6 protein-coding genes are annotated in these 7,332 nt (G+C 59.6%); 4 read left to right on the top strand and 2 right to left on the bottom strand.

Translation table 11 applies throughout. The features are described from left to right. Positions 1-143: 143 nt before the first annotated feature. Positions 144-2,156: a carotenoid oxygenase family protein gene (locus G4D87_RS30230; RefSeq protein ID WP_240358729.1), complete on the top strand. Its 2,013-nt coding sequence runs from the start codon at positions 144-146 to the stop codon at positions 2,154-2,156. Positions 2,157-2,262: 106 nt separating this feature from the next. Here the strand turns inward: G4D87_RS30230 and G4D87_RS39055 are convergent, their stop codons facing one another. Together G4D87_RS39055 and G4D87_RS30240 are read right to left on the bottom strand one after the other, a co-directional pair. Beyond that, complete coding sequence (locus tag G4D87_RS39055) at positions 2,263-2,658, bottom strand: hypothetical protein (RefSeq protein ID WP_205507771.1); 396 nt, start codon at positions 2,656-2,658, stop codon at positions 2,263-2,265. Next, on the bottom strand, positions 2,655-3,647 hold the full coding sequence (locus G4D87_RS30240) for a hypothetical protein (protein WP_163786169.1): 993 nt from the start codon (positions 3,645-3,647) through the stop codon (positions 2,655-2,657). Before G4D87_RS30240 ends, G4D87_RS39055 begins: the two co-directional genes overlap by 4 nt. Positions 3,648-3,876: 229 nt before the next feature. On the opposite strand from G4D87_RS30240, the gene G4D87_RS30245 reads away from it, so the two are divergent. The 3 genes from G4D87_RS30245 to G4D87_RS30255 all read left to right on the top strand — a co-directional run. Further along, entirely contained in the window at positions 3,877-3,966 is a 90-nt protein-coding gene (locus G4D87_RS30245; protein ID WP_163786170.1) for a KTSC domain-containing protein, read from the top strand. A 54-nt stretch (positions 3,967-4,020) separates the two neighbouring features. Next, a complete protein-coding gene (locus G4D87_RS30250; RefSeq protein WP_163786171.1) occupies positions 4,021-6,381 on the top strand; it encodes an AAA family ATPase in 2,361 nt (786 codons plus the stop codon). Then, on the top strand, positions 6,378-7,332 hold a 955-nt coding region (locus G4D87_RS30255), incomplete at its 3' end, for a UvrD-helicase domain-containing protein (protein WP_163786172.1). The genes G4D87_RS30250 and G4D87_RS30255, both read left to right, overlap by 4 nt.

Raw genomic sequence — 7,332 nt, forward strand, 5'->3', positions numbered from 1 at the left:
CCTCCGGAGGCGTCATGCCCGACACTGAATCCGCCCTGAAGTCCCCCGCCCCCGCGGCGACTGAAGCGTCCCCTTCCCTCTCGCGTGAGCCGGACGGCCATGCCCTCCCCGGGCTGCACGTTCCACCGGGACTCAGGCCCGGCATGCCGCGCAACGCGATGACCACCAGCCCGGTGGAGTACGTCAACGAGCCGCTGCAGGTGCTCGCCGGCGCGCTGCCAGCGGACCTGCAGGGTCACGTCTATGTCGCGGGGCCCAGCGTGCACGCGGGCTCACCGGCCCTGGCCTCGGACGGGCTCGTGATGCGCCTGGACTTCCAGGTGGGCGGCGCCCGGTTCACCTCCGCCACCATGCGCACGCCGTCGTATTACACACGCCAGCAGGTGGACGCGGGCGCGACGGCGCGAGGCCCCCTGACGCGGCTGCTCAACCGCTTCCGCGAGACGACGCTGGCGGACGTGTCACTCACGCTGGGCCCGCAGGAGACGCCCAACACGGCGCCGTTCCTGGTCGAGGGCGAGCGGATGCTGCTGGTGACGACGGACGCGGGCCGCCCGTGGGCCATCCACCCCAAGACGTTGAAGGCGTACACGCCGCTGGGCTACCTGCGCGAGTGGAACCGCGCCCTCCCCACGCCGTGGGCCTTCCCGCTGCTGCAGAGCACGGCCCACCCGGCCTTCGACCCCGCCGAGCGCATGGGACCGCGCACCGACGACAAGCGGCCCCGCCTCTTCTTCACCAACCACGCGCCCAAGTGGCCCCTGGGGCCGGGCTTCACGCAGCTGGTGAGCTGGGACACGGAAGAGAACCGGCTGAACCACTGGAAGCTGATGGACGCGGCCACGGGCGAGCCGGTGGTGGCGTCGTCGCTGCATCAGATTGCCGCCACGCGGGACTACGTGGTGCTGCTGGACGCCAACTTCCCCATCAACTTCTGGCAGATCGCCGCGCAGGCGGCGGTGCCCTTCCTGCCGCGGGTGCAGCGCGCGGTGGAGTGGCTGACGGCGTCCCCCGCCGCCCCGCAGGCGGTGTTCTGGGTGGTGCGTCGCGCGGACCTCCAGACGTCACCCGGGACGCTGGACCCGGAGAATCCGCCGCTCGTGTCCGCGCACCGCTTCCAGGCCGGGGGTGGCGGGCTGCACTTCGCCGCTATCTACGAGAACCCCGACGACGTCATCACCCTGGTGGTGGGGCACTCGCCCACCGAGGACCTGTCGCATACCTTGGAGCCGGGCGAGCTGCTCATCAATGGCAACCGCGTGCAGGACTGGCAGGCCGGGATGCCCACGGCGGTGCCCGTCACGCGCAGCTCCATGGGGGTGCACCGCATCGACATGAAGCGGCTGCGCATCCAGTCCAATCTGTATTCACATGACGACTTCACCTGGGGCCTGACGGTCTTCTCCAACACCGGGCTGGTGAATGGGGAATTGGAGGCTCACCTCCGGCTGCTCGGCCACGTGATGAATGGCAAGGTGCCGTCGAAGGAGCTGGCGCTCTACCTCAACTCGGACGGCTTCACGGCGGACATGGTGCCGGAGGCCCTCTACCAGCTCTACAAGCCCGTCGTCGGGGACAAGTCCGCGCTGCCCATCCGCGACGGGCGCGCGGCGAGCTTCTTCAAGTTCTTCGTCGACTCCGGCCGCTTCGAGGGCTACGTGCTGCCCACCGGCTGGTTCGGCTTCGCGCCGCAGTTCGTCCCCAGCGCCCGGTTCCCCCAGGTGCCGCACTGGAAGGGCTACGTGGTGGCGCTCGTCGTGTCGGACCCGACGCCAGACCTGCCAGAGAACTCCACGGGCGACGAGGTCTGGGTCTTCGACTCAGAAGACCTGGCCAAGGGCCCCATCTGCCGGCTGGGCAGCCGCAACTTCGACGTGGGCATGACGCTGCACACCACCTTCCTGCCCCCGGGCCTGCCAGACCTCCTGGAAGGCCAGCCCCCGGGCAACGTGGCCCCCTACTGCGTGGACGTGCGGCAGGACCTGGACATGGACACCATTGAGCAGGCGTACCTGGAGTGGCCCCAGACGCTGCTCCCCCGCGTGCCCCCGGTGCTGTTCGCGCCGTGGCGCCTGGGCGTGAGGTGGGCGTTGAACTTCCCGAAGCTGCGCCAGGTGCTCCAGGAGGATGTGTTTCCGCACTTCCCGCGCAGGTGAGGGGGCATGGCCCTCAGCCAGGCCCCCTCAACTCATGCCCACCTGTCCGTGAGCGCGAACGTGTGCACGCCGCGTTAGGGGACCGTGGGCATGAGGTGAGCGGCCGTCAGAACTGCCACTCCTTCCCCTTCTCGCTCAAGGCCTCGCGCGTCGCGGCCACATCCGCGAGCGCCTTGAACGGGGATGAATCCGCGAGCTTCAGCACGGAGTCGAGAACCGCGCCCGTGAGCTCAGGATTGTTCGTGGCGATGGCGGTGTCGAGCCGCTCGAAGAGCTGACGGAAGTTCTCCTTTCGTTCGTCGAAGGAGCGGTCGAGATAGTCGAGCAGGACGTCACGCTTGGCGTGAATGCGCTCCACATCGACGTGCGCGGCCACCTGGATGCGGACCTGTTCGGTCTTCTCCTTCTGGATGTCCCGAATGCAATCGGCCACGGTCTTGAGGCCCTCGAGGACCTCGGAGATGCCAAGGCCCTGCTTCTTGGCCAGCGTGGCTACCGTCATACGAAGGACTCCTGAAGCAACTGGCGCTGCCGGGCCAGCAGCGCCTCTGCCTGTTCGTTGATGTTGCCCTCGGGCGTGAAGATGGCCACGCGGAGCAACTCGCTCTCGGCCTTGGCGAGCTGCATGGCCGTGGCGAACTTGTGAAGGTGTTCGTCGCTATTCGCGTCGAACACGCCGTCCAGGGCCCAGAGGGCATCAATGGCGCGATTGGCGCGCACGTCGAGTTCAGTCGTGACTTGCCGAAGCTCGTCCACGCGGGTGCCCGCCCGGCCGAGAAGCGCAATGGCCGCTTCGAGTTGCGCCACCATCTTGTCCACTTCGGCCGCGAACTCCTCGGCCTTCGTCTTCGCCTTCTCCCCTTCCCTGGCGATGACGAATCCGGCGACGACCGCCGCCGGGGCGACCGCGATGCCGCCCAGAACGACGGCGCCGCCCGCGACACCGAAGCCGCCGGTGGCAAGGGAACCGCCACCGAGCCACGCGAGCAGCGCGCTCTTCGCCGCGGCGCCCGTCAGCCCGGAGATGGCGGTTCCGGTTCCCGCAGTCGCGAAGGTGGTGACCAGGCTCGTGGTCACCGCGCTCGCCCCCGCACCGGTGAGGGTCGCCGTGACCGCGCCGGAGAGCGTCCCACCGGCCTCCAGATACTGGGCTGCGAACCGGCCGACCTCCTCGCGGGTCACCCCCAGGGCACCCAGGCTCTCCAGGGCCGACAGCCGGGCCTTCTGTTCCAGCCGCTCAAGGAAGTCGAAGAGGCGCCGGAAAGTAGTCACCGTCACCGTCTTCCGCTGGCCCTCCAAGGCATCCAACCTCACCTGGAGCGAGGCGCGCGCCTCTTCGAGACGAGCAACCCACTCCTGATGGCGCTCCTCGGCCTCTTCACCAATGGCCTTGGCCTCCTTCATGGCCTGGACGCCGTCATAGCCCTTCTTTCCGCCATACCCGAGCAGGGCGGCGACACCGATTACCACAGGAATGAATGGCAGTGGCATGTGCTCTCCGTTGGTCGAGCGGCGTTGGACCCAACCCGCTCGCGACAAAGCGTTTCATCCAGCTATCCCCCACGAAAAGCCTACGTCCTTGCGGGGAACCAGAAGGATTCCGCCTGCCCAACGACGTAGGCAATCACCCTGGAGAGGTATTCCCTCCCCCCATGCTCCACGGCATGACTTCCGGCGTCACACGGTCCTATTTGGCCCAGCTATCTCCGGAGGTAGGGTGATGAAGAGAGAGTCTGTCGCTTCAAGCAACATCTCCTCGATTGGATATGACGCACTGACACAGACGCTGGAAGTCGAGTTCCACGACTAATTGCTTCAATTGCTAGTTTACGGCGACTGCGGCAATGTCGGCCGGGAGGGAAACATGCACATTCAATTCGTGGAGATCGGGAACTTCCGAAAACTCCAATCTGTTCGAATCGATTTCGCCGAAGAAACGACGGTATTCGTAGGGGCAAACAACAGCGGAAAGACATCCGCCATGGTAGCGCTTCGCCATTTCTTGGTTGCTCGGACGGAATTCACAATCAACGACTTCACTCTTTCACACTGGAAAACCCTTAACACGATCGCCAATACATGGGAGTCACAGACAGAAAACACCAAAACCGAACCATTCAATTGGGACAGCACACTTCCGCATCTAGACGTCTGGCTGAACGTATCGAAGGACGAACTCCACTTCGTCCAAAAAATCCTCCCCACACTCGACTGGACAGACCACTGCATTGGCGTCCGCCTTCGCTACGAACCAAAAGACACGCAATCACTAAGGAATGAATATCTCACAGCAAGGAGATCTGCACAAGACATAACAAACACGCCACAACCAATCGACACGGAAACATCCACAGAAGCCACCGCAGCGCTTCCGGGAGACTTTGCATTATGGCCAAGCTCAATGATGGACTTCCTAACACGTCGACTACGATCCTTTTTTGAAGTGCGAGCGCACCTTCTTGATCCGGCGAAACTTGCGCATCCAGAGAATGGAGAAGCCTTTCCACAAAAACTTCCAGACGACAGCGAACCAATCACCGACGATCCATTCAAGACACTCATCCGGATCGATGAAATCAGCGCACAGCGCGGATTCGGCCTAACCGACTCCCAGGCAAGCGAAAACGAACACCAAGACAACGGATTTTCGCGAGGAGGAAAAAAGCTATCGAACCAATTGCGTTCGTATTACTCACAACACCTCGATCCGTTCGAACAACCCGAACCCAGGGATCTTCAGGCGCTTATTGCCATCCACAAGGCCCAGGTCGCCTTTGGAGATCGCCTGACTACATACTTTTCAGACGCAATAAATGAACTTGAGAATATCGGCTACCCGGGCATCGCCGATCCTAGGCTCAAAATTACAACACAAATCAAACCTATTGATGGCCTAAACCACCCATCAGCGGTTCAATACGAAGTACCAATGCACTCCAACGCGGCTGGCACCCTCTCGCATCGATTGCCCGAGACTTCAAATGGGCTTGGGTATCAAAACCTAGTATCCATTGTCTTTACCCTAATGAGCTTCCGAGACAAGTGGATGCGAGTTGGAAAGGCATCTAAGTCGCCAGCATCGATTGATACTTTCATTCCTCCCATCCACCTCGTACTCGTCGAAGAACCGGAGGCTCATCTCCACGCCCAAGTGCAGCAAGTATTCATTAAACAGGCTTACGACATCCTTCGAAAGCACGACAAGCTCAAGGACTCCAAGAGCCACCGAACTCAACTAATCATCAGCACACACTCAAGTCACATTGCACACGAAGCCAAATTTGAATCTCTGCGATATTTCCGAAGGCTCCCGCTTCAGCCACAAGCAGGTTCGCCCCCTATATCCCGAGTTGTAAATCTCTCCGAGATATTCGGCACAAAGAAAAAGACCGATCAGTTCGTCATGCGGTATCTCAAGGCAACACACTGCGACCTATTCTTTGCCGACGGGGCAGTGTTAGTTGAAGGCCCCGCTGAGCGAATGCTGATCCCGCACTTCGTTCGAAACCGAAACGACTACAAGCACCTAAACAGATGCTACATTACTTGGCTCGAGATTGGCGGAAGCCACGCACACCGCCTAAAACCCCTGCTTAGTCACCTCGGGCTGAACACGCTAATCATCACGGATCTTGACGCCAAGAACTCAAACAACAATGCAACCACGCCCGCGCGCGGAGAAGGCCAAAGAACAAGAAACGAGACACTCAAGACCTGGATTCCCAAGGAGGAAGATCTCGACAATCTTCTCGACAAGAAACAAGAAGACCTCGCCCTCTCCGGACATGACAACTCCGCGATTCGTGTTGCCTTCCAACAACCAATCAAAACAACTCTCAACACCCAAGGATCAGTCGAGGCCATAGCCAACACTTTTGAAGATTCATTAGTATACGAGAACATCGACCTATTTAGAAACATGGATGGCCATGGCTTAATAAAGCAGTTCCGCGACAAACTTGAACACGCCGCCACCATCGGCGAACTTTCCAAGGGACTAACGGCAGCGCTGAAAGAAGGAAAGAAGGCTGAGTTCGCCATGGAACTCCTCTGTCGCGAAGAAACAGACATGCTCAAAGTGCCGACATATATCCACAATGGACTTCTCTGGCTTTCGGACCGATTGCGTCAAAACGAAAAAGGAATCACGGGCAATACACCTCCAGAGCCGACTGAATCTATGGTTGACGTTCCCTCCATTAAAAGCCCACAGGCCGCAGCATGAACACGCTGACAAGAACCAAAGGCATAGACAACCTGGACGACCACGTTGACGACGAGATCGCCGCGTGTCTGAATCTCAAGGCGCCTCGGAGTTTCTTCCTTTTCGCTGGCGCTGGTGCTGGAAAAACTCGGTCGCTCGTAACAGCGCTACACTATATCCAAAAAAACTTAGCCGAACAACTTCGCCCCCAGGGCCAGCAAGTCGGTGTGATTACCTATACAAATGCAGCCTGCGATGAAATCAAGCGGAGAACCTCGTTCGATTCCCTCATTGACGTTCGAACAATCCATAGCTTCTCCTGGTCACTCATCGAAGGCCTCAATCGAGACATTTGCAATTGGCTCCTGTCAAAACTAAGCGACGACATTAGCCAGCTAGAATTCGAGGAATCAAAAGGAAGGAAGGGAACGAAAGCCTCAGTAGCACGTCAGGCCAAGATTGAATCAAAGAAACAACGCATGGCGACTCTCCCACGCATCAAATCATTCAACTACAGCTCCACGGGAGACAATCGAAGACACGACGCCCTAAGCCACGCAGAGGTGCTACAAATCACTACGCACTTCATTCGAACCAAAAGCGCGATGCAACACATCCTCATCGGTCGCTACCCTATTTTACTGATTGACGAAAGCCAGGACACCAACAGGGAGCTACTTGATGCTCTATTTTCAGTCCAGTCTGCATTCCAGAATAAATTCATACTTGGATTGCTCGGCGACATGATGCAGCGCATTTACCACGAAGGCAAGGAAGGACTGGGCGAGGACCTTCCGCAGGACTGGGCGACACCAGAAAAAGTCCTTAATCATCGTTCTCCAAAGCGAATCATTACACTGATTAACAAAATCCGGGGCACCGCAGGCAAGCAACAAGAACCTCGCAGCACAGCTCCTGATGGAGTCGTGCGAATGTTCGTACTGTCGAACAGACACACACAAAAGTCCCCAA

Source organism: Myxococcus vastator (genome assembly GCF_010894475.1).
Taxonomy (GTDB): Bacteria; Myxococcota; Myxococcia; order Myxococcales; family Myxococcaceae; genus Myxococcus; species Myxococcus vastator.